Here is a 22,683-nt window from a genome sequence, read left to right as displayed (position 1 = left end):
GGCCGCGGCAGAGCTGAGAAGTGCTGCGGCCGTTCAGGCCGCATCGTCAGATTAGCAGGCTCATCGCTAAACTCCTCAGAACATCGATTTAAAATATTAATTCCCTTGATTTAAAACGTGATTTATATATGGCAACGAAGCGTTGTAGATGTTCACCGCGCATCTTCACGTGAAGCATAATAAACGGAGGGGCCCATGGCGGTTCTATTCGGCGATACGACTGGGTCGCTCACGGGACGACAGCATGGCGGAAGCCAAACTCTGATTGGTTCTGAACCGATGAACCTATTATTCGGGGACGCGGGTTTGAACTTACTCGACCACGCAATTGGCGGTAACGACACATTGGTAACTTCCGGCGCAGGAAGTCTGTTCGGCGACGCAGGCGGTAATATTTCCGATCATGCACGGGGCGGCGACGATACGTTGTCAGCGCAGGTGCTCGCGTCTGTTGTCACCATTGGTGAGGCTTTCATCCTGAATATGTACGGCGATGCTGGCGGTGATATCTCGGCTTGGGCTATTGCCGGCGATGACACCCTTAATCTCGAACTGCCCCCGACCTTTACACCCGGGGTGAAGGTGAATGCCTACGGCGATGCCGGCGGAATCTTGTCCGGTCACGCCCGTGGTGGCGACGACCATTTTAGCGTTTCCGGTGGTGGGCATCAGACCGTCACCGTATACGGAGACGCTGGCGGCAACTTAATCAATTGGGCGGCGGGGGGCAACGACACGTTCGTTGGCCACGTCGGACCGGACAGTAATGTAGTGTTCTTTGGCGACACGGGCGGTAGCTTGCTCGGGCTTAGCCGTGGCGGTGATGACAGCTTCACTGTGAGCGGATCTGAGTACAACAGTTGTCTCTATGGCGATGCCGGCGGCGACATGGCTGGTCATGCGGCTGGCGGCAACGATAGCTTCGCCGTGAGCGGAGCCAATCCGTTCAATTTTGTCTTTGGCGATGCCGGTGGAAACATGTCCGCCTTCGCCGCCGGTGGGAATGACACCTTCAATGACTCAAGCGATGTAACCCTGACCGATCGAAATGTCTTCGCCGGCGACGCTGGCGGGAACATGTCCGGTTCCGCCCGAGGCGGGGATGACACCTTCAACAAGACCGGCCTAGGGGGAAGTACATTCTATGGCGACGCCGCAGGCGATATGTCCGACCGTGCCCACGGCGGCGACGACATTTTCCAGGCCTCAAACACCCAAGACCAAGATATCTTTTATGGCGATGCCGGCGGCAATATGGGTGATCGAGCTGTTGGCGGCGACGACATCTATATCGGTGGCAACGTATTCCCCGGGCTGGTCAATCAGGCGTATGGGGATGCGTCGGTCATGTCCGGCCACGCCGACGGCGGTAATGACACGCTGGTTGGTGGCGATGATCCGAATCCGCATCCGGCGGGCAGCTACGAGACCATTCTCGTCGGCGATGCCCGATCCATGTCCGACCACGCATGCGGCGGCGACGATAAACTAGTAAGCGGCACCGGAAATGATGATATCTGGGGCGATGCCCAGGTGATGCTTGGCTTGGCCAAAGGTGGCAACGACACGTTTGTGTTCAATTTCGACAACGGCCACGATAAGGTCGAGGATTTCGGGCAGAGCCTCTCGAATTTGGGAGCCGATCACATCGATGTCTCCGCGCTTCACATAGCGACCTTCGGTGATCTGAGTATCTCGCTATTTGATCCTGTAACACACGAGAGCACGATCACGTTTGGTCTGGGAAACGACGTGGTGGTGCATAGCGAGGAAGCCCTCAGCCCTCAGGATTTTATCTTCACGCCCCATCAGGAGGGTTTGTTGGTCTGAGCCGACGCTCACGGCCACCCGCGCACGCGACAAATAACCTCGTGCTCAGGGCGACGAGGTCATCGAGTAGTCTTCGGCTGCCCCGGACGCGCGGGGGAACTATCCGGGCCGTATTACACTTCGGAAGCTGTGGAGGCCCCTCGTGAGTAAAGAGTGGAATAGCCACCGCACCTCAGTCGTACTTTTCGCTAGTGCGGTAATCGTTGCGATCCTCGCGGCGCTCGTCACGACACTCGATGGGGTCGACACAAGGACGGCGAGCAACGAAACGCGGCCCGGTACGACGGGCCTCGCAAGGCCACATCCGCCACTGGACCTAGCACCAGGCGAGCCGGTACTTGGCAACAGGAAGCTGCCGCATATCCCGCCTACCCGATGATCGGATTGAACCGGCAGCTCGTAAGAGATCAGCGCTCCGTCTGCCGCAGGCTGAAGGTTGGCGAGTTGCGCAGTCGGAGATGCGTTCAAACGGTTTTCCAGTACGCGAGCCGAGCTTTCGCAACACGATCGCTTTCATGCCGCCGCATCCGCAGCGAATCACAGCCTGCTTCTGCGTTTCGAAGGGCAGTCGAGCCAACCAAGCGGTACAGCCAACGCCTCAAAGGACAAATCGTCACTCACGTGCCCGGAAGGCGGCGCGGGAGGTCCCCCAACCAATGAATACCAACTGAAGGCGACACCTAACTTGCCTCGGGTCGCATTCTCGTGATCACACCATCAGTGAACTTATTTAATTTGATTTAATTCTATTTAGGCGCTTTAATCCTTCAGCCGGCGCGGAGGACATCATGCCCGAGGAAGATGACGACCGTCGCGAGTTTCTGAAGACCTGCGGAAAGTTCGCGGTGGTGACGCCACCCGCGATCACAGCCTTGCTTTCGACCTCTCTGACCAGCACAGCCATCGCCCATTCCGGCGGCGGCTTGGTGCACCACCGCGGCAACAATGGTTGGGGCAATGGTGGCGGAGATGGCAGCCCTAACGGCAAGGACGACAGGGGCCGTTGAGGTTCTACTAGTTCGACCGCGGGCGTGGACCGATTGGCCGATGGGCTAGGTTCGCATGCTCTTCGGCGAAGTCTGATCAAGCTGCCTTGGCCCCCCGGCCAGCTGGATCAGGCCCCAGCTCCAGGCCGCCCTGGAGCTGGGGCTTTTGTAGTGATGCCTTGACGGCAGTGTGCCTCTGCCCTGAAGGGAGCAAACTTCGCTGGTCCGCTTACGCAATGCAGCTTGAGCAACAGAGCGGCTGTTCATTCGGCATTTTCGTTGGTGGCCTAACCAACCAAATCCTGCGTCATCACCTTATCGCCTGTGGAGACCAGGCCGGCCATAGTGTCACAGCCAGAGTGGCCATCGTCGCCCTTCCGGCGATCTACGAACGGGCTCCGCGTGACTGTCCTGAAAATTGAAGCCTGCTGCAATCAAAGCATGCGATCTCGAAACAGGGAAATTTCCGCGCAGCGTTAGCAGGCAACTGGCAAGTGTTCGTCTCGTCACCTGCTTGTGCTCTCGTAAGCACCGCGAAAAGAGGCGCGCCCTCCGCCTATAAACCTAATTTTGGCCGACCCGGAACGCGTCGGGGGGAGACAATTGTCCGTCGCCCGACCTGCGCCTTGGCGTCCAGCACCTTGTCTCCAGCTCGTGCAGCGCGCGGAAGGCTGATCTGGTCCGAAAGGCTCGTGCCTCTCCCTGAGAGACCTTCTGAATCAACATTGGTGTTTCCTTGGGCCTGTGTTGCTGGCCCGGATCTATTTCGGGAAGACGCTAGGCCGATGGCCATTTGGTCCTCCTTGCTCGTGCCGCTCCCGACCGCACCGATCGGCAGGCCATTTTGCGCGTGGCCAGCCCCTGCATTTCGTGCGGCCTGGGCTGCCGCCCGCGACCTCGCCCGCGTGGCGGGCTGAACGTTCGAATTGCTCGGCTCGGCGTTGATGCCTGGATTTCCGCTGGTGACAGTATCTTTCGTTCCCATTCCCGGAGTTGCTGACGAACCAGCGTTACCTGCACCCGTCCCCATTCCAGAGGGTGCCGACGGGCCAGCGCTGGCGCTACTCGGGCCTGTCCCGGTGCCTGCGCCTCCGGACCCGGCATTAGCCATGCCGTCTGACGCGAGGACCACTAGAAATGAGCTTGCGACGATGGCGGCAATTAATTGCGGCTTGGCGGGCATCTGACGATCTCCTTCGCCAAATTTGCATTAACCCCCACGCCGCAATCCAGTTCCTGTTGATGCAACACACACTCGTCCTCGAGCCACGCACTTCTCCACCGGTAATTGACCTAGTTCGCCGAGACGAGCGGTATATGCTGACTCGTCAGCGCAGCTGGGCCAAGACCAGCCTTTTTCTCAAGACCACTCTTTTAAAGGCGGATGCCCATTTCGGTTGAGGTCGCCCACGAGGGCGCGTACTCATTAATTTCGACCTGTCTGCTTCGCTCCGAAAGCGGCCGAGATCATGCGGTGGCGCAATATGTCGCACATCGCATGCGCAGACATTAACTGCAATTAGCGAGCTCGCTCCACGCCTGTGCCATTGGATCGAAAACGGCAGGGTTTTTCCGTACGGTGACTGACCATACTGGCATCGTGAACGTGGGGTCTAGGTTCGAGACACGTTCGGCGGCCGATCTCGCCTCTTCGATTCGACCGAGCCGGACCAGGGCAATCGTTTGAAGGACGTGCGGCACACTGAATGAAGGATTGGCTTCGACTGCGCGAGCCGCTGCCTTCAGAGCTTCATCAAACCGATTGGCATAGAGCTCAGTCACCGCGATCGCCATATGAGCAATCAGTGTATCGAAAGGACTTACCTCGAGCGCGTGTTGCGCCAGTTCAAGCGCACTTTGGCGGTCGCCCATGAACGCATGCGCGAATGCACTATTCCCCAAGGCAACGACATTTGAAGGACTGATCGACAGAGCCCGGCGAAACACCTCGAACGCGTCACTGAAGTCAGGGTCAGCGAACCAGATCACCAGACCGGCAGCACCGAGTGCGGTCGCGTCATCACTTCTCGTCGCAGCGCGAGCATAGCGGACGGCGGTGGCGCGATCGGCCTCGCTCAGTCCACCGCGGCTGAATCTGATCTGAAAACATCGCGCCAGCTGTGCCTGAGCAGCCGAATAATCGGGCTCCAGCTCCAATGCCTTCTGCAAAAGTGGAATGGCTTCCCCAGCGCCCGTCGGCATGGTCGTGCGCATTGATGAGATCGCCCGCAAGACGAGATCATAGGCATCGAGACTGTTGGGACGCTCTCGTCGGACGCGGCCGATTTCGACCTTGCGCAGATTCGGTTCGAGTGCCCCGATCAGGCTCATCGCAATGGCGTCTTGAACTTCGAAAATATCGTCAAACCGGCGATCGTACCGCTCGGCCCACAATGCAGCACCCGTGTCAGATTCAACCAGCCTCGCCGTGATCCTTATGCGATTGTCGGCCTTGCGCACGCTCCCCTGCACGAGATAGCGGCACCCCAGCTTCCGCCCGATACTTGCCAGGTCGCCGGTGCCGGCTTCGAACAGCAAACTCGACGTGCTGCCGACCACCGATAGACCGGTGATACGGGATAGTCCCGTGATGATGTCCTCTACGATACCATCGGCGAAGTAATCCTGGCTGGAATCCCCACTAAGATTGGCGAACCGCAGCACGGCGACCGTAGTCCCGCGCGCCGGGATGTCTCCAGAGCCCGAATACGCCAGCATGTCTGGACCATTCTTGACTCCCACGAGGCGATAGCCTCGTCCCGGAACGGTAACGACGTAGCTCTGACCGTCACTTCCGAGTTCAAGTGCCTTGCGCAAGGCGGACACGTGCACCTGGATCGCGTTCTCCTCCACCACGCGGCCCGCCCCAGATTTTTTCCATCAGGCGATCCTTGCTCACAACCTCGCCTTGGACCGAAGCCAATTCGCAGAGGATATCGAGCGCGCGGCTTGGGAGCTTGACGGGCTGTCCCGAAAAGGTCAGCCGCCGCTCGACAAGATCCAGCACAAACTTTCCAAATCGAACAGTGTCTCGATCCGGTTTCGGATTGACCGCCATGCCTGTTCAGAACTCTTCAGACCCTGAAACAAGGACCTTAAGGGTATCGCTCCGTAGTGTCCATCGAGCCCGACAAACCGCCGTGCCGGCGATCGGGACGAGGAGATTCCGTCATGCGCACCACGCATTTAGCTTTGGGACTGCTGACAACGATCGCTCTTTCGTTTGCCGCGCTTCCGGGCAACGCCCAGTCGTGGCCAACCCAAGTCGTGAAGATCATCACGCCATTTCCGCCTGGCAGCGGTGGCGACGTCACGGCGCGTCCGTTCGCCGAAAAGCTTGCGGAGCGGTGGGGGAAGCCCGTCATCGTCGAAAATCGTCCAGGCGCCGACGGCATCATCGCCGCGACCGCGGTGCTCAACTCGAACGATGGTCATACTCTCCTCTATACGAACGGGGGACCGCTCACGAGCAACCTGCTCGCGCACGCGGGCAGCCTTCCGTACAATCCCGATGATCTGCTGCCGGTTGCGGCGGCCGCTGAAGTCTACGTAGCGATAGGGGTGCCTGCTTCCCTGGCGACAAGCTCGCTGTCCGAATTTGTGGCGCAGGCACGCCTCAAGCGGGGCCAGTTCAATTGGAGCGGAACTCCCGGCAGTCTGGACTATCTAGTGCCGGGGTTTTTGAAGCGCGCCGGCATCGATCTCCCGCGTGTCCCATACCGAGAGGTGAGCATGGCGATGCAGGACCTCTCGGAAGATCGACTCCAATTCTATGCTGCTGCCCTCGCGACCCAGTTGCCGATGGCGCAAACCGGTAAGATCAAGATTATCGCGATCACGAATAGTCAACGATCCCCCTTCTTACCGGACGTTCCCACGGCGCGCGAGTCGAGTTTTCCGGAGCTTGAGTACGAAGCGTTCCTGGGCTTTTTCGCGCCCCGCGGGATGTCGGCGGAGCTGCGTGAACGCATCGGTGCCGACCTGCACGCGATCGGCGCAGGCGCGGACTTGGCGGGACGCTTCAATGCGATCGGCATGCGGGTACGAGTCACCTCTCCGGCAGAACTGCAAAAGATCGTCATGGACGAGCGCGACGCGCTCGCCCGTTACACCCAGGCGCCGCCGAAATAGGGACGCGCAAAGCACCGAGACAGGAGAAATGTCCCATGACCCGCGAACATCCGCGTACCGATCGGCTTTTCGAGATCGGCAGCGCCTATCGACAGGCGAAAGTTCTATTGAGCGCGGTCGAACTCGGAGTTTTTTCCGAGCTCGCAGCCGGCCCGCTCGATGCGAGGGATCTCGCCAGCCGCATTCGGGTCCACGGTCGCTCAGCTCGCGACTTCTTCGATGCACTCGTCGCCACTGGTCTTCTGACGCGAGATGACGAAGGGCGATATCGCAACACCGAGGAGAGCGATTTTTATCTAGACCGAGCGAAGCCGACGTATCTCGGCGCCAGCTTCGATCAGTACAACCGCCGCGAATACGTCTTATGGGGGTCGCTGACGCAGTCGCTGCAGACCGGCAACCCGGCGGCCGAAACGCATGGCCATGATCATTTTGGGTCTTTGTACAACGACGCAGCGAGATTCCGGACCTTCGTCACCGCGATGACGTCCGGCAGCTTGCTCGCCGCTCAAGGTATCGCTCACCAGTTCCCCTGGGAGAACTATCAGACACTTTGCGACGTAGGCACCGCTCAAGGTTGCCTACCGGTCCAGGTTGCTTTGGTTCATCCTCACGTCCGCGCGATCGGATTCGATCTCCCGATGCTGTGCTCGGCATTCGAGGAGTACGCGGTCAAACGCAACGTCGCTGATAGGGTGAGTTTCGCGGGAGGCGATTTCTTCAAGGATCCGTTGCCTCAGGCCGAGGTCATCGTGTTGGGTCGCGTCCTCCACAATTGGGACCTTGAAGCCAAGAAGATGTTGCTGGACAAGGCGTATCGATCGATCCAGACCGGCGGGGCTGTCATCGTCTATGATATGCTGATCGATGACGACCGGCGCACAAGCACAACTGGCTTGCTCTCCTCTCTCAACATGCTCCTTTGGACGGCGGGTGGGTTTGGATATACGGCAACGGATTGCACCGGTTGGATGCGTTCGGCCGGGTTCACAAAGACGATGGTTCGCCACCTTCCAGGTGGAAACTCCATGATCATCGGCGAAAAATAGACGGCGCCATATCTTCCGGTGCGGACACAGGATCATTTTGACTGATCCAGCCGGACAGTCCCTTGGTTGATGTCCGCTCCGCTCAAAAAGCAGCAGTGACGGTGGACAAATTAGGCGCATTATGTTTGGTCGGATGCCTGTGATTCAAGCTGTCAAAATGGAGCTTCGAATCATGCGCTATGAACTTGCCGATTTTGAATGGGCGGCCCTCAAGCCGATGTTGCCCAACAAGCCGCGTGGCGTTCCTCGGGTAAACGATCGTCGTGTCCTAAACGGCATCTTTTGGGTCTTGAGATCGTGAGCACCCTGGCGCGATCTGCCTGAGGCGTTCGGCCCGTACACCACTTGATATAACCGCTTCGTTCGCTGGCGGAGGGCTGGGGTCTGGAGCCGTATCATAGACGCACTTGCCGCTGCTCATGATGCCGCTGTCCAAATGATCGACACCTCGATTGTCCGCGTGCATCAGCATGGAGCCTGCATCATGCGAAACCAGCGCCAATCGATGGGGCGGTCACGCGGCGGCTTGACGAGTAAACTTCATGCGGTGGTCGATAGCAATGGTCTGCCGGTACGGCTGGCGTTGAGTCCTGGCGAGGCCCACGACGTTCGACTTGCGGGAAAACTGCTGTCTCGTCTGAAGTCCGGGTCAATGTTGCTTGCCGACCGTGGCTATGACGCCGGCTGGATCAGAGCGCTTGCCATGAAGAAGGGCGCGTGGGCCAACATCCCGCCGAAAAGCAATCGCAGCGATCCTATCTGCTTCAGTCCCTACCTCTACCGGGCTCGTAACCGGGTCGAGCGGCTCTTCAACAGGATCAAACAACGTCGCCGGGTGGCGACGCGCTACGACAGGCTCGCCGCCAACTACCTTGCCTTCGTTCAACCCACGTCAATCAGGCTATGGCTGCGCCTTTAATGAGTCCGCGTACGAGATGCGGCTCGAGGCAGCCGATCCTTCCGAGATCCGCATCGTGCAGCTCGTGTCGGCAGCGAGCCCTGCTTCACGAGCCTGCGGCTGCTTCCGCCAGACCACTGCGCCGGCCCCGGTCTTGAGACGATCCAAGCAGATTGCAACAACCCCTCTTAAAGGGCTGGCCACCCGTAAATTTCCCAAGTGTCAACCACCAAGCTCGCTGGTTTACTGGTTCGAGCCGAGTGCTCGCAGCATGAAAACACCGAAGCCAAAGCAATGGGCTAAAGAGGAGACCCAACGATTGGGAAGGCTTGCCCGGCAGGGAGTTGGCGCCGGCAGGATCGCCGCCGAACTCGGCCGCTACGCGGGGTCCGTGAGGCGAATGGCCCGGAAGTTGGGGCTGTTACTGAAGAAATAGCATCGAGCGAGAACCGGTCTGCCACGCCAATGTGTCGCGCGGCCGAAAGTTACAGCTCAACGGTTCAGCCGATTTCCCGCAACAAACGCGGCCTCGATGTGGCGACCACAGAAGACCGCGCGGTCCAGCCGAGAAAAGATGGTCATTTCAAATAGCGGGATGACAATCCCTCCAAGCACGGTTCTAGACCGGAATTCGATGAGGCTTTGAAGCAATGATCCCAGCCGCAGGATGGATCACCGCCGTCGCCAGCATACTCATTCCAGATGTCGCAACCGCCGTTGAATTCGCCTAGCGCTTTTGCACTGAAGCCCGCTCGATTAGGAAATCGTCTAACTTCCGACCGCCTCGGAGCTGCGGCTGCAGCCACCGCGGCAGCCTGCCACGACCGGACCATGTCTCCGACGGGTTCGTGGGATTGCGGTATTTGGGACGAACGGGCGGGTATGGACGGCGTTTACGATCGAACCGTGTAGCATTCTCGGCTAGCCCAATCCTGTGAAGTCGTTCCTCCAAATGTGCTTTTTGCACCAAGAGTTTCTGAGTAAGCCTGGCAGTGACCTGCTGGTGAAACATCCAGAGCTCATCAAGGGAGAGCGAATTGAAATGCGCGGTGTCCATGGCGAGATCCGAGGTTTAGGGACGAAAGCCTAGGCACAAAAGTCTGAGATGAAGAAGCAGGCAAGGCATCAGACCGATGATAATCGCACAATCCACATTTAAATGCGGGATGCGGCGCGGAGAATGGCATGACAGCGGTAACATCATGGCAGGGCATTTAATTGATCATCGACGCAACGCTCGCTCGCCGCAACCAAAGCGAGATTATCCAAGAAACTCGCTCGTCAGCTTCGCCCCCAGCTTGGCCAATTGAGCTAACCCTGATGCAACCGACGCGAGCTGGATAGGTATTTTAATTCCACTGACCAGGAACACATTTAATTCATTGCCCTGCCGGATTTTAGTCGTATCGGGGCCAATATCGCCGCGAAGTCTCGGGTGGGGCACATCACCGAGAGTTTTCGATGTCCGATCATTTGCGATGTCGTTTCGCCAGCTTGGTTCTCCTTGGAGATCTTGCGGCGACACCTGCGCTCTCCGCCCCGTTTACTGACTTGTTTCATCCTGCACCTCGCGAACCTGCTACAAGCTCGTCAGCGCGACCGGAATGCTTGGCACAGCCCGGCAACCCGCCCGGCACCAGCCAGCGCTGGGTGTATCGGCGGGAAGGCCGCAGCAAATGCTGGTTCTTGGCCGAGGGAGTCGCGACGGCGCGACAACCGGGTCATCGTCGCATCGCTACCCGCACCGTCAGGCCCGACGAGAACGAGAACATGCGGCAAAGGCGGAGCCCGGTAAGCGATGCGCACGCGGAGTTACCAAGCTCTGCGAAGGCTGACGAGCCTCAACCGATGCCGCCGGCACGCGAAATGAAGGTGGCGAATGCTGCTTCTGTGTTCGATTCCGGCACGTCGACCCCAATTACGGCGGCTCCCCTCTCTGATCTTCCCAGCGGCCAGCTCACGGCCGAGCATTCCGTGCCGTCCCAAGCTGAGGTTGAGAAGCTTTCCGCTGCCGCGCGAGGCGACTTATCTCTTGTTATGCCGACGGCTGCGCGCGACGAACAGGCGCCGGGCGAGGTGCGCAGCCGAGCGGTAACCTGGCTCGGTGCGGCATTGATGATGCTGGGAGGCTTCTCGATACTAAGCGCGACTCGGGCACTTCGGCACGCGGTGAGATTTCGCCACTGAAAACATGCTGGTAGATCACCCAAAGGCTCGGTGAGTTTCTGGCGCGCTGGATCTACCGGATTGCAACACTTATAATGTTCCACGCGCCTGCACTTCATCTCATACTGCCTCAGCCCAACATTCGATTATGATGCAGTCCTCTCTTGAGTTTGGGACTGCCATCGTGCGGTACAGAGTGTTCATGGTGGACGGGAATCGGCGAGTGATCTGCGCTGCAAAGCTCGATTGCATTGACGAGCAAGCGGCGAGACGTCGAGCCCAGCAGATGAACGGCCAGCACGACGTGGAGCTTTGGGAACGCGATCGACTTGTTGCAGTGTTCCGAAGTGTAACGAATGAGACTCTGGGGCGAGCCCGCAATCCTGAATAGAGGCCCGGGCTTCGCCGCTGAGTGTTCTAAAGAATAGCGAGGTACGTCGCAGTGGCTGGCGGGCTGTGCGTCGCAGAGACATACTCGCGGAGGTTATTCCCCCGCGGGACGAACGGCGACCTCCCCACTTAGTTGGGGATTCGAATATCAAGCTTCGGACCAGGCGAGTCTCGAGCCTAAAGGGCTCTCGCTTTGCCGTCCGCCCTGATCCGACGTCTTCGGCTGATTGCTCTCGCTTCTACATGGCGGAGCTTACTTCGGAGCTTCTCCACCTCTCTAAGCTCCGTCACCAGCGCCTGCAGCCGCGCTCTCAGAACGGCACAAGTATAAGTCTGGGTACGCAACATCACATGCCTCGGAAAATGAATTGAACTAAAAAACCGCCGAAAAAGAGAAACACGAACAATCACTCGACCGAAGCTCAATGAGCTAAAGCCGCAGCCGCCAGATGCTCCCAGTACTCCGCCTCTGCAAGCAGCTGCCAGCTTCTGCCCGGTTGAAGCGCGGCAGTCTGTCGACAAAGCAATGCCATGGCGCGAAAGCGGCGAGCAGCTTCCATTGCAACCTCCCATTTTCTCCAAGCATATTTTTCATTTTTGCGATGGAGTCATCATAATTATATATTATAACAAAATTTGTCATTAAATCGCGAGCTTTTAAAGTTCCATTCGCGCTTATGAGCAACGGCTTTCGGTTTAGGCTTCGCAAGGGTTTCGAATGCTGGTCGTCGGCGCTCTATTGCGCGTCAAAACGCACGAAGAACGTGCGGCACACCACACGAGACGCGAAGCTCGGATATCGCGCTCCCAGCTTCTCGACCGCCTGGCTGCACAAGGGGCTCTTGGTCGTCGCGCTCCGGGGCCACCTGCGCCGGCTAAGCAGCGGCAATCACCGGAGCCCGAACCAGTTTGAGCTAGCCACACCTCGTTTTAAATAGATGAACTAAATATTTTGGTCGCGACAAAGTCTCGACAGGACCGTCGAAGGCAACCAATACAATCCGCGGCGCTCTTGGCTTAGGGCTGAGTAGATTACGAGCATTGACCTAGGTGAACGAAAGTAATTTTTGCAACTTTTTCCCGTGCGAAGTCGGCAACCTAGATCTTATTGGGATTTTATTTTCAGGGATATTGCGATGGGAAAACCTGTCGTTCCCGTGAGGCATTCCGCGGGTTATTCGCATTTTTCGCAGCGAAAGCTCATCACGACCATGAGTCGGCGGGCGAACAGTGCTTGCTCAGACTGTTCGAATCCGTGAAAGACATTCCCGATCGTCTACTGCAGCAGCGGTCGGACAGAGTTGAACTTCTGGGCCCCGAAACCGTGGGCCGGATAATGGAGCCGCAAGCCCACCAGGTCAGAAGCGGCAACGCGCAATACGACCATGCCAGCGATTTTCTTCACGCGGTGCTGAAAGATCTCGGACGGAAAGTCCCGTAATCAAAATTGCCCGTTGTGCCGGTGCAACCATCCGAGATGTAAATATTCTGGGCTGCTAGCTCACTCCTAGATGGCCCCTGCAGGAGCTTATGGGTAGCCATAGCAAGACCACTCCGCAGTACACGGTTGTGTGTACGAAGCCATATTGGCGCCAAAGCGAAACAATACTGAAACACTTCCGTCCGATGCTGAGGCGAGTGAGGAAGGTTCAAATGGCCAGCGTATTTTCCGGAGTTGTGTTCATAGCACTCGCAGTGATCGGCTTTTCCTCGTTCATTTCGACCGCCCTTTCAGCATCGCGGGATGCGAGGTCCGCAACGTTATCAGTGCGGTCCGCGCCCGCACCCAACGTTCCCACCTGCACTTTGCCCCTACGCCGCGGCCCGTCTCGAGTGTGAGTTCATAACCGGCTGCCTTCCGTACCAATCAGTATTCCGCTGTTCGAACAGGTGCGGCTCGCGCGGCCGACATGGAGAAACTGCACGCGGGATAAATCCGGACTGGCTGTTGTTGGGATGCCCTGCCTTTAGGTCAACGGATCTGTATTTTCCGAATCAACGTTTCATGGCCCTCACTCATGCGTCGATTTGCGGGTATAGGTGTGAGTCAGTTTCTATCGATGCACCGTTAACAACAGCAGTAATTTTAACTGTTTGCTCGGAGTGCGGCCTGGCGTCTCTCTGACGAGAGGGACGACGCCACTGGCCAGATCGCACACCAGGCCTATGGGTGGAGAGGGACGCCGGCCAAATAATTGCGGTTGCACTCACTGGCATGGTTCTTGCGCCTCAAGCCACATCTCCGTCGGTCCTGGCAGGGAGCCGTTTCGCGATGAGGCAGAAATCTCGAGTCCGAAAACTGCGCAAACCCACTCTGGCACACATCGTCTCCGAATTGACGAGATTGCTTAAAGCAATGGAAGACCTAGAGAGGCTTAGAGAGAAGGTCTGGCTGGCTGAGAACAACCAGAGACGCCGTTGACTCGAAACGGTGTATGAGTTCGAAGCAGGCTAGTGATGTCCCCGGCCCCGGCTATGGAGGAAGGCTGGGCAGGGGTGCCGCGGCGGCCACTCGGTCCGTTCCGGAAGAACCACGCATCACCAATTTTACCGTGGAGACCGACGTCTTAGCCCGCTCGCTTCAGCGCAAGCTTCCCCTGACCAGTATCGAACGGAGCTCGCTTCATACACTGCTGTGTCATCCGCCCGAGTGAGGCTGTTCGTTTGTCGCTCCTCCTAGGTGTTACCTTCAACTCCAGTCCCATCGCGGTCAGCACGGCCAGGACTGTCGAAAAATCGGAAAGCGCGGTGGAAGCTTGTATACGCTGACTGAGGGAGCTTGGCTCAAAAGTTGGTGGGCCGACGGCGCGCCTCCTGAGCAAGTTGGAGGCGTCAAGTCCTTGATAAACGCAACGCCGCTTCCAAAGACTGACGGGACTCGTCGATGCGGATAGACGCAATCAACCGTCATTCCCGCTGCTAATCATTCGTGAATTGCCGCCGTGATGCGCTTGCGAATACTACCAGGGTATGGTGGTAGGGCTTTTGATTACTGGCTGCGTCGGCATCTTAGCCGTGGGGGCCACATTCGCGGCGATCATCTACTACGATGCTCGGTCTGAGCGCCGGCGATAGCAGATAGCTACGAAAGCGCAACGGGTTTGCGATGCTATGCGGGCGATCTACCAATCGAACGAAGCCTTCGTTGGTCCCCAGCTCCATTTGCCCGGCAGGTAAGGATCAGCGTCCCCCTCCGCCTTGATAGCTTCCGCGAAATGCACGCCGGACGGATGAGGAGTCGCCTGAGAATTGACCTTTGAGTGGTCTTCGTCTCGTTCTGGTCTGTGAGCGATATCGGCTGACATGCTGCGCCTCCGTTGCCCCAGAACTGCTTAGCAACGCTCTTCGGCAAATGCTGTAACCGAAGTGTTACATCCCAGATCGATGTTCCGAAGTGGCGCAGGTGGACGCCGCTCCGCATTAGCTGCCCGAGCAAACGGCCCCCCTGGATGACATATTCACGCCCGGATGTAACCTATTGCACGGGCGGAGCTTGATTCGTCATGCTGGAAGCTATTCTCATGCTGTTGGGAATTGGAGCCGTGGCCCTTCTGCTAATAGCGTTTTGGGGGCTGCATAAGCATGTGTAAGCGGGTCGGCGCCTTGTAAGGGCAGCCCGAGGGTCATACGGGCCCACGCACGAAGGCCGCAGCGGAGGTTCATTTCGCTGCGGCCCGCGCCGTGCCAAAAAATCCGGGTGAAAAGTTCTAGGGGAAATATGAAGCCAGCCCCGGTGAGCAGGAGCCTATTCGGGACAAATCGGTAAAGCGAATCATTTTTCGTAAGTTCCGAAAATGAAACCGGGCTCGCGCTGGCGCCGTCACACCGGGCCGCCGCCGTCCGGGGCGGCGTTGTGCTGTGGGATGACGTTTATTCGCCCGCGATCTATGGTCCCCAGCTTCGCCCGGTCGAGGAAGTCGCCGCCCTGAAGGCGCAGGCGCGGCCGGTGTCACAGCGCTGGTGGGGATATTGGTACGTGCCGTGACGAACTGAAGCGCTTCACTAACCACTCAAATCGACGACAGCCCGCCGCAATGCTGAGCAATCAGCAGCGGCGGTTTTTCTATGAGTCGATGAGACGATTCTCACCAGGCAGCAAGAGGGCTTAGAGGGTGAGGTCACGTCCTCATGCACCTGATCTGCCTGATAAATATGCGCGATATCGTCGCTGGCGGGCAACATGCAGGAGAAAATGCCCAAATCTGAGCAGTTTATGAGCCACCTGCACCGCCAAGGGGACGCCAGTAACAGGATCAAGAACAGGAGATGATCAGGGTCGTTACAGGGATCGAACAGGGCTGCTTCAGGTCCACCGTCTAGCGGGGGGCGACATGGAGATGCAGAAAAGGGGTGCATCGCACTCGAGCGGCGAGGATGCTTGAGAGCATCGACTAGGCCTCGTGTACAGAAGCCTGACTAGCCCGCGCCGTGGCGGAGCCTTGCCCGTTCAGTCTTCATAAGCGGCCCTCAGCAGGCATCGCCGTGAAGGTCAGCTACGGGCCGATTCTGTTGAAAAAGGCGGCGGTTGCGACGCAGAGGGATCAATGATTCAGTCAGTCTAATTGGCAGGACTGAAGATCATGATGGGACATCGGCAAGTCGAGCAGGCCGCGTTGTTCTATGAGTTCTCGCTGGAAAGGCATATCCCGGCCGACCACTTGCTCCGGTCGATCGATAGATTTGTCGACCTTGAAGAGGTCAGACAGGACCTGGCGCCTTTCTACAGTAGTATCGGTCGACCTTCGATCGATCCCGAGCTGATGATCCGGATGCTGCTGATCGGTTACTGCTTCGGCATTCGATCGGAGCGGCGCCTGTGCGATGAGGTCCACCTTAACTTGGCCTACCGATGGTTCTGCCGGCTTGGTCTAGATGGCGCAGTACCTGATCACTCGACGTTCTCCAAGAACAGGCATGGCCGCTTCCGACAGAGCGACCTCTTCCGGTGCGTGTTCGAGAGCGTTTTGCGTCGCTGTATCGAGGAGCGGCTGGTCGGTGGTGAAGGATTCGCCGTCGATGCGAGCCTGATCAAGGCCGATGCCAATCGGCAGAAGGGGATCGAAGGCGACAAGGGACTTCCACCGGAGGCGGCCGGCCGAGCGATCGACGAGTATCTGGCTGTCCTCGATGATGCCGCGTTCGGAGCAGCCACCGAAGTGACCCCGAAGTTCGTGTCGCCCTCCGACCCAGCGGCGCGCTGGACGGGAGCGCACGGCGGCCAAGCCTTCTTTGCCTACTCGACGAACTACCTGATCGACATCGAGAACGCGATCATCGTCGATGTTGAGGCGACGACGGCAATCCGGCAGGCGGAGGTATTGGCTGCCAAGCGCATGATTGAGCGCTCGCTGGAGCGGTTTGATCTCTATCCGAGCCGGCTCCTCGGCGACAGCGGCTATGGCTCGGCCGAGATGCTCGCCTGGCTGGTCTATGAGCATGGCATCGAGCCGAACGTTACAGTCTTCGACAAGTCGGCTCGCACAGACGGGATCTTCTCGCGCGACGACTTCACCTATGACCACGCCGGGGACGTTTATCGTTGCCCCGGCGGCAAAGTTCTTACCACGACCGGAACGCTGGTGAATGATGGCGCCACCATGCTTTACCTCGCCAGCAAGCGTGACTGTGATCGCTGCGCATTGAAGTCCCGATGCTGCCCCAAGCAGCCATCACGGAGGGTGCCACGCTCGATCTACGAGGGCGCTCGCGACATGGCGCGCCAGATCGCAAGATCATGGGAGGGCCGCACCTCGCGTCGGCTCCGCAAGAAGATCGAGATGCTGTTCGCGCACCTCAAGCGCATCCTCAAACTCGACCGTCTACGCTTACGAGGTCCAAACGGTGCGCGTGACGAGTTCATCCTGGCGGCCACCGCCCAGAACCTAAGAAAGATGGCCAAGCTGATCCCGATGTCCACCCCGAGGCTCGCATAGCGATCGGTAGAGCAGTTCGGCCACATCGCGACCGAGCCATTACAAGGAAATACTGCCCGCCTTTTTCAACGGAATCGGCCAAAACCGGAAATAGCCGCGCGTCCTACTGGGGTCTTCGCGGGTCTTCAGAAGGGTTGAGATAGTCAATACCGGTTGGTCCCACGCCTGTAATCTGAAACACGACCTCTTCTCCCCTCGTTTCCGCAAACTGCCAAACCTTTGGCGGCACATGAGAGAAGGTACCAGCGGGAAACGCCATCAACGCAGAATTATCGACCTTGTCACCAATGGCTGAATAGTAAGTACCGGCAATGATTGTGCGCACACGTTCATCTGGATGAGAATGCACGGGGAGCTTAAAATTCGCAGGCAATTTGACCCGGATCGTAAAAAGGCCGGGCTTCCCGGGACTGCCATGTAGCACCGCAACCTGTGCCCCTTTTGGCATCGAGGGTAATGGCGTCCACATCAAATCGTCGGGCAGAACGCGGGCATACGCTGGCGATTGTGCATGCGCCGTTGGTGATGCAAAGAAAACAATGAATGAAACGAAACCAGTCATCAGCTTCAAGGGCGACATCGTTGTGCTCCCGCCGGATGTGGTGACGTGATGTTATGCCAAGCTGCTCGAGTTCGCTAGGGGTCAAACGCCGCCCTCGGGAGCTCCGACGACAGAGTTCCGCTCAGCCCCTAGAAGCGGACTGTGCAAGGCCAAGAGGGGAAGTCAGCCACGGCCCATGAGGATGGGCCTATTTTGGTCAGTGTTCTAAAGTTTGCCGTCGAACCCCAGACTGGCATGGGTAAACTCGCGCCCATCAGGCATGGCTGTACCTCTATGAGTGCGCATCCCAACATTCGGCAGTGAGAAGAAACAGAGGAAAAAGAGGAGTACGATGATTTACTCCTCCTTCTCGTCAGCCCGAAAAACGGCTGTTGGCGTTAGAACCGGCTAAAGCGGATAGTAGTGCTTATCTATGCTCTGCTTCAGCAACCTCAGCGCCTTCTTGAATTCATCTGTTACGTCTTCCGGAAACTGGCGCAAGCGGTCTTCACTTTCGACAATGACACGCAGATTCTCGAGCTGCCGGTTAACGTATTCGAATACAAATCGATCCTTGCGCTTATAGTACTGGGCCATGGCGCGCGGATCGCCGGACGCTGCCTTAGAAATCAGCTGCCTGTCTATCACGACACGCGCTGGGACCATCTCGCGCCTATTTCCAATAACAATGGGGACCAACATTTCGTCGGCTTCGAAGAAGTCGCGGCGAACCTGATCATCGCAGATCGGATGCGGCTGCTTCCGCGGGCGTCCCTTTGGATTGCCCGACGTGCCCTTTGGAAACTGTCCCTTTGGATTGCGGTTCATAACTCTACTCCTCGAAAGTGGGTTCAAGGAGGTCACCCAAAATGAGAATGGCGTGGCCTCCGGGTTCGCCAAATCCCTGCAAGCAGAGATTCAGACCCATCAGGCGTCACGCCATCATTTCCGTACTACATGCCAGGTTTGTGCATCACGCAAAGTCCCAAACAGGACCCAACCCGGCTCTCGCACGAGGCAAGAGCTTTCTACCGCAAACTGCAATCTCGAACAAGCTCAGCGTGCCTACACGGCGATCGTCTCATTGCCTGCTTCAATCCCACCGAATGCCGACGTCACCGGCGGTCGAGTGTGCACGACGCGACCTTGAAGTAACGACTATCAAGTACCGCTGGCAACAACGACATCCGTATGGACGAAATCATCGCCCTTAAACAGCAAAGGCTCACCAGTGCTCTTGGCGAGTGCGTAGGCAAAGCAGTCACCGAAATTCAGCTTAGCAGCATGACCGCTGCCCTTGCCGAAATCCCGATAGGCCTCTCGGGCAATTTGCGCCTGGATTTCAGTTACGGGCTCGATCGAAATCTGCGCTTCCTTCATCAACTCATCGAAACGGCGGCTGGCGATTGGATCCCGGCTAGCATCGATCACAACAGCGGCCTCGACGAAATTTGCAGCGGACATCCGTCGAATGGGATGAGTTTCAATCGCAAGCGCGCAACGCTGTGCCTCTGGCTCGTTCCGCAGGATCGCAATGAGCGCGGATGTATCGACAATCATCGAGGCAGTCCGCGTTCATCGTAGAGCAGATCGCCGTGATCAGCCGATCGGTAGGGCTCTTTCAAGTGTTTGGCGCAGTCCTCACCGATCTTCAGCAAACGATCCGATAGACGTGCGCCCTGTTCGCGGCGAACCCGCTCGAGCCGCTCACGAACGGCAGTCGTAACCGCCGCAGTCAACGACTCCCCGGTCCGCTTTGCTAGCTCGCTCGCCAATTCATGGGCTTCGGAATTCTTGATGTTTAAACTCATTTTCTACCTCTCTACCTTATAGTTATACCGTTCTACCATATCGCTCAAGCCCTCCATATGACCGAATTTTTCGAGCGCTCTACTGCAACGGATCAGCCCGGCGCTGCTCGACTTCCGCAAAAGTCTCACCCGTTAGCGCCATAGTCGCGGCCTGCCCGGAATAAGTCTGCCAGCGGCGGATCGCGACGTCGACATAGAGCGGATCCAGCTCAATGGCGCGCGCCCGCCTGCGGGACTTCTGGGCGGCCATGATGGTCGTCCCCGATCCAGAGAAGGGGTCGAGCACGATATCGCCACGGCGCGAACAATCCTTGATGGCGTCGATCACAAGCGAGGTCGGCTTCACCGTCGGGTGCATCTCGAGCTCGCTCGCACGGCTCGCGCCAAAGCTGTTGATGCCGGCATAGTCCCAGACATTGGTGCGGTAGCGGCCGTGCTTGCCGAGCTCGATCGTGTTCACGTGCGGCCCCTGCCCCACCTTGTAGACGAACACAAGCTCATGCTTGGAGCGGTAGAACGAGCCCATGCCGCCGTTGCTCTTGTTCCAGACGCACAAATTCTTCAACTCGGAATACACCCCGCCGGCTGCCTTCAAGACCTCGTCCATATGCCGCCAATCCATGCACACGAAATGGATCGCCCCATCCACGCTCATCTGAGCCATGTTGCCGAAAACCACACTCAAGAAGCCGGCGAACTCCAAGGAGCTCATCTCGCCGGAGGCCATCTTGAACTCGCGGTGCTTGACGGCGCCCAGCCCGCTGACATGTCCGTCGATCGGCACGTTGTAGGGCGGGTCGGTGAACACTAGGCGCGCCTGTTCGCCATCCATCACATCGGCGAAAGAGGCGGCATCGCAGGCGTCCCCGCAGAGCAGGCGATGCTCCCCCAGCACCCAGAGGTCACCGAGCCGCGAGACCGGATCTGCCCCCACCGTCGGAACCAGATCGCTCTTGTCAGGCTTCTCGCGCGCCGCTTCGCCATCGACCAACAGATCAATTTCGGCGGTCTCAAAGCCGGTCACCTCCACATCGAAATTGATCTCGACGCCCATAAGCTCGCGCCAAAGCTCGCGCAGCTGGTCCATGTCCCAGTCCGAGTTCAGCGCGATCTTGTTGTCGGCGAGCGAGAACGCGATCTTCTGCGCCGCCGTGAGATGGCCCACCCGCAGCACCGGCACTCGCTCCAATCCCGCCATCCGCGCGCCCTCGACACGGCCATGACCGACCAGGATCATGCCGTCCTCATCGATCACAACGATGCTGTTGAAGCCGAACTCGCGGATCGAGGCGGCGATCTGATGCAGCTGCTTGCGCGAATGCCGCCTGGCATTGGCTGGATTCGGTTTCAACTCGGCAATGGGCAGGTGGTCAACGCGGAAATCACTCATCAGACCTCTCCAGCAGGACAGGCCAAAACTATATCATGATCTATGGATATAGTTCAAAGATACTCGCTCGATAGACGGCTGCAATCGCGCCATTGGTTAATCCGTCACCCCTTGATCGTGATCTCGATATCTTCCGGCCGCACGCCGAAAGTGACCGCCAACGCCTTCTTCGCCTCGGCGATGGTTAGCCCTCCCCTCGACGCATGGGAGCCGGTCGGCCGCGCCTCCGCCACCGGTTGAAACGTCAGCCGCTTGAGTGGGATCCCGAGCTGCTTCAGACCAGCATAGGCGACAGGGTTGCGCAGCTCCTTGCGCCAGACCTCCGCAACGGCGATGTCGGCGAAGTCCGAGATTCCGATGTGAAATCGAGCTTGCCCTCGCGAGTTCTTGGTCTCATCGAGCGGCGTGAGCGATAAAATCCGGCCGACCAGGAATGCAGCCCGGGGAGGAATGCCCTCCGCCTTGTTGTTCCAGTCCTGCCGCCTGCAGCAAACAAGGTAATGGGAGTGCTCGACGCTCTTGCGACTGAGGACCCAGCCCCGCGATCCCCCGAGCGACAGAATCTGCTGCCGTGTCTCGGAGGTAAAGACGACCACTGCGGCGTCATCTGTCGTGCTCATGGTCAATCTCAATCCAGATCGGGGGCTTCGTCGATCGCGGGCCTGGCAGCGGCCCCATGCGCAAGAATAAGCTCTAGTCCAGTCTTCTTTAGCACACGACTCGGAGTTAAGCGCCCGTAAGCCCCCCGTTCGTTGCGCGCGCCGTGCACCAGTAAAAGCAGCTTGTCCGCGAGCTCGAGAGGATCGCGCAAGCCCGCAGCCCGACACAGTCCAACCACGCGACGCCTCTCCGCCTGCCAATATTCCTCGATCTCCCGCAGAAGCGGCTGCTGCTGCCTGCGAGGCTCAAACAATTCCGCCGCCGTGCGCGAGAGCAACACGCGCGGCTGGATCATGTAGCCGTCTTGATCCTCTTCGAATGCTAGCCACCACCGCAGCTGCGCCTCAGGATCGTTCGGATACTCTGCAGCAAGAGAGCGCCAATAGTCCTCGCACTGCTCAATCAGCGTCTTGATGAAACGACCCACCAAGGAATCACCATGACCGAAATATTTAGCGAAGGTGTCCATGCTCGTATGCGCCTCGTGAGCGATCGAGATTGGAGCAACCCTGACCCCGAGCAAACGAAACAGCTCATCCGCCTTTTCGATCAAGCGCTCCCTGGCGGGCTTCTCGAACTGGGAAGGAGGCTGTACCTTTTTGGGAAGCTGCTGCATCGAATTGGCTCCGCGATGATGTATGAGCCAACTATAGCATGACTTGTGCCACTTGGGGCATCGCGGCAGGCGGCAACGAGGCTCCTATTTGACGATTACCTCCGCTGAACAGAGCCGTGACCACCTTTGCGGCAGCAATTTAAGCTATTGTTTTTGCTAGAGATTATTCACAAGGGCAAGCGACGGCCGCGGCTCAAAAAGCTGGAATTTGAAGGATTCCGGACCTGTCGGAGTGCGGACAGGAGGCAAATCTCCTCCACGGCCTTCCCTGGGCCTTGGAGA

At 58.2% G+C, this 22,683-nt stretch carries 16 protein-coding genes and 2 pseudogenes; 8 read left to right on the top strand and 10 right to left on the bottom strand.

Annotation, left to right across the window (positions count from 1 at the left end; all coding sequences use genetic code 11):
• Positions 1 to 195 precede the first annotated feature (195 nt).
• Complete coding sequence (locus tag XH83_RS08005; RefSeq protein ID WP_194406475.1) at positions 196 to 1,830, top strand: calcium-binding protein; 1,635 nt, start codon at positions 196 to 198, stop codon at positions 1,828 to 1,830.
• 788 nt (positions 1,831 to 2,618) lie between these two features.
• Positions 2,619 to 2,837 (top strand): hypothetical protein, encoded by a 219-nt coding sequence (locus tag XH83_RS08000; protein WP_194406474.1) that lies wholly within the window; start codon positions 2,619 to 2,621, stop codon positions 2,835 to 2,837.
• 1,488 nt (positions 2,838 to 4,325) lie between these two features.
• Here XH83_RS08000 and XH83_RS07995 read toward each other — a convergent pair.
• Positions 4,326 to 5,874: pseudogene (locus tag XH83_RS07995) on the bottom strand (winged helix-turn-helix domain-containing protein).
• Between the two features lie 113 nt (positions 5,875 to 5,987).
• On the opposite strand from XH83_RS07995, the gene XH83_RS07985 reads away from it, so the two are divergent.
• From XH83_RS07985 to XH83_RS07975, 3 genes and pseudogenes are all read left to right on the top strand, one after another.
• Positions 5,988 to 6,947, top strand: coding sequence for a tripartite tricarboxylate transporter substrate binding protein (locus XH83_RS07985; protein ID WP_194406471.1), 960 nt, complete (start codon positions 5,988 to 5,990; stop codon positions 6,945 to 6,947).
• Positions 6,948 to 6,982: 35 nt separating this feature from the next.
• Complete coding sequence (locus tag XH83_RS07980; protein ID WP_194406470.1) at positions 6,983 to 7,996, top strand: methyltransferase; 1,014 nt, start codon at positions 6,983 to 6,985, stop codon at positions 7,994 to 7,996.
• Positions 7,997 to 8,168: 172 nt separating this feature from the next.
• A pseudogene (locus tag XH83_RS07975) lies at positions 8,169 to 8,915 on the top strand (IS5 family transposase).
• 706 nt (positions 8,916 to 9,621) lie between these two features.
• Here the strand turns inward: XH83_RS07975 and XH83_RS07970 are convergent.
• The gene (locus XH83_RS07970; protein ID WP_371746354.1) at positions 9,622 to 9,906 is read right to left on the bottom strand and encodes an H-NS family nucleoid-associated regulatory protein; all 285 of its coding nucleotides are present in this window, start codon (positions 9,904 to 9,906) and stop codon (positions 9,622 to 9,624) included.
• Between the two features lie 249 nt (positions 9,907 to 10,155).
• On the bottom strand, positions 10,156 to 10,419 hold the full coding sequence (locus XH83_RS07965; RefSeq protein ID WP_194408513.1) for a hypothetical protein: 264 nt from the start codon (positions 10,417 to 10,419) through the stop codon (positions 10,156 to 10,158).
• 323 nt (positions 10,420 to 10,742) lie between these two features.
• On the opposite strand from XH83_RS07965, the gene XH83_RS39675 reads away from it, so the two are divergent.
• From XH83_RS39675 to XH83_RS07955, 3 genes are all read left to right on the top strand, one after another.
• A complete protein-coding gene (locus XH83_RS39675) occupies positions 10,743 to 11,081 on the top strand; it encodes a hypothetical protein (RefSeq protein ID WP_246776432.1) in 339 nt (112 codons plus the stop codon).
• A 4,222-nt stretch (positions 11,082 to 15,303) separates the two neighbouring features.
• Positions 15,304 to 15,435 carry a hypothetical protein gene (locus tag XH83_RS40195; protein WP_256438919.1) on the top strand — a complete coding sequence of 44 codons (132 nt, stop codon included), beginning with the start codon at positions 15,304 to 15,306 and terminating at the stop codon, positions 15,433 to 15,435.
• A gap of 595 nt (positions 15,436 to 16,030) precedes the next feature.
• Positions 16,031 to 17,383, top strand: a complete 1,353-nt coding sequence (locus XH83_RS07955; RefSeq protein ID WP_194406467.1) for a transposase — start codon at positions 16,031 to 16,033, stop codon at positions 17,381 to 17,383.
• 103 nt (positions 17,384 to 17,486) lie between these two features.
• Here XH83_RS07955 and XH83_RS07950 read toward each other — a convergent pair whose 3' ends face one another.
• The 7 genes from XH83_RS07950 to XH83_RS07920 all read right to left on the bottom strand — a co-directional run bounded on the left by XH83_RS07950 (position 17,487) and on the right by XH83_RS07920 (position 22,401).
• The gene (locus tag XH83_RS07950) at positions 17,487 to 17,963 is read right to left on the bottom strand and encodes a cupin domain-containing protein (protein ID WP_194406466.1); all 477 of its coding nucleotides are present in this window, start codon (positions 17,961 to 17,963) and stop codon (positions 17,487 to 17,489) included.
• A 369-nt stretch (positions 17,964 to 18,332) separates the two neighbouring features.
• The gene (locus tag XH83_RS07945; protein WP_194406465.1) at positions 18,333 to 18,752 is read right to left on the bottom strand and encodes a DUF5681 domain-containing protein; all 420 of its coding nucleotides are present in this window, start codon (positions 18,750 to 18,752) and stop codon (positions 18,333 to 18,335) included.
• A 333-nt stretch (positions 18,753 to 19,085) separates the two neighbouring features.
• Positions 19,086 to 19,484 (bottom strand): type II toxin-antitoxin system VapC family toxin, encoded by a 399-nt coding sequence (locus XH83_RS07940; protein WP_194406464.1) that lies wholly within the window; start codon positions 19,482 to 19,484, stop codon positions 19,086 to 19,088.
• The gene (locus XH83_RS07935) at positions 19,481 to 19,735 is read right to left on the bottom strand and encodes a type II toxin-antitoxin system VapB family antitoxin (protein WP_194406463.1); all 255 of its coding nucleotides are present in this window, start codon (positions 19,733 to 19,735) and stop codon (positions 19,481 to 19,483) included. The genes XH83_RS07940 and XH83_RS07935 overlap by 4 nt, the downstream gene beginning before the upstream one ends.
• 79 nt (positions 19,736 to 19,814) lie before the next feature.
• Positions 19,815 to 21,125 carry a DNA methyltransferase gene (locus XH83_RS07930; RefSeq protein ID WP_194406462.1) on the bottom strand — a complete coding sequence of 437 codons (1,311 nt, stop codon included), beginning with the start codon at positions 21,123 to 21,125 and terminating at the stop codon, positions 19,815 to 19,817.
• A 104-nt stretch (positions 21,126 to 21,229) separates the two neighbouring features.
• Positions 21,230 to 21,745, bottom strand: a complete 516-nt coding sequence (locus XH83_RS07925; protein WP_194406461.1) for a hypothetical protein — start codon at positions 21,743 to 21,745, stop codon at positions 21,230 to 21,232.
• Between the two features lie 8 nt (positions 21,746 to 21,753).
• A complete protein-coding gene (locus tag XH83_RS07920) occupies positions 21,754 to 22,401 on the bottom strand; it encodes a hypothetical protein (protein WP_194406460.1) in 648 nt (215 codons plus the stop codon).
• Positions 22,402 to 22,683: the final 282 nt, after the last annotated feature.

The organism is Bradyrhizobium sp. CCBAU 53351 (assembly GCF_015291745.1).
In the GTDB taxonomy this organism is placed as follows: Bacteria; Pseudomonadota; Alphaproteobacteria; order Rhizobiales; family Xanthobacteraceae; genus Bradyrhizobium.
This window is presented reverse-complemented; position numbering and strand designations above follow the sequence as displayed.